Origin of the sequence: Paraburkholderia sp. RL18-085-BIA-A (assembly GCF_046027075.1) — a bacterium.
Classification (GTDB): Bacteria; Pseudomonadota; Gammaproteobacteria; order Burkholderiales; family Burkholderiaceae; genus Paraburkholderia.
Map to the genome: position 1 here is coordinate 1 of NZ_JARESU010000534.1, position 720 is coordinate 720.

The following is a 720-nucleotide window of genomic DNA, read 5'->3' on the forward strand; positions in this document are numbered from 1 at the left end:
CCGGGTCGACGTCGTGAGCCGCGCCGGCCTGACGACCTTCACGCTTTACTTTCCTTCCGTTACCGAGTGACGCCCTGAGTCGTCGTGCTGCGCAATCGCGCGGCATTCTTTTCTCGCAGAGTTCCGTTAGCTGATCCGCTCACGATGGCGCGCCCTGGCTCGCGCCGCGTCCGCTTTCGTCCGCAAGCCAGTGGTGCAATTTGCGCCTGCCTTCCCAAGATGTCCGAAATGACATTTTCCCGCCACCTCGCAATCAGACGCGCAACACGAAAATACGCTCTCCAGCACTGAGGGAAGCCGTCACGATCCCTCGGCGTCCCAACGTTTGTTCAACCATCGAGAGCTTTCGTGAACATCCGCCATCGCAAGCGTCTGCAGTTGTCTGTCGGTGCAGCGGGCATCCTCGTTCTTTGCGGCGCCTTGCTTTCCCTTCACTCGCGGACTTCCCCCGCGGCTACCGGGTCAGCGCCGCCAGCCACGGCAGTCGATCAGGCTCCGCCTCTGCCCAATACCGTGGACCTGTCGCCCGAGGCACTCGCGAACGTCAACTTGCAGTTCGCGAAAGCGGAGCTTCGGCCCGGCGTGCATACCATTGCCGCTACCGGTGTTGTCGCATTCAACGCGAAGCGGCTCGCGCAGCTAGGCTCTCCTTCAAGGGCAAGGATCGTTGCTGTCGATGTCGCCGCAGGCGACCATGTACGCGCGGGGCAACGGCTCGCT

Annotated in this window: 1 protein-coding gene; it reads left to right on the forward strand. The window is 62.6% G+C overall.

Features of this window, described 5'->3' with window-relative positions:
* Positions 1–348: 348 nt before the first annotated feature.
* Positions 349–720: hypothetical protein (locus P0D89_RS53690; RefSeq protein WP_408371415.1), on the forward strand; the 372-nt coding region annotated here is incomplete at its 3' end.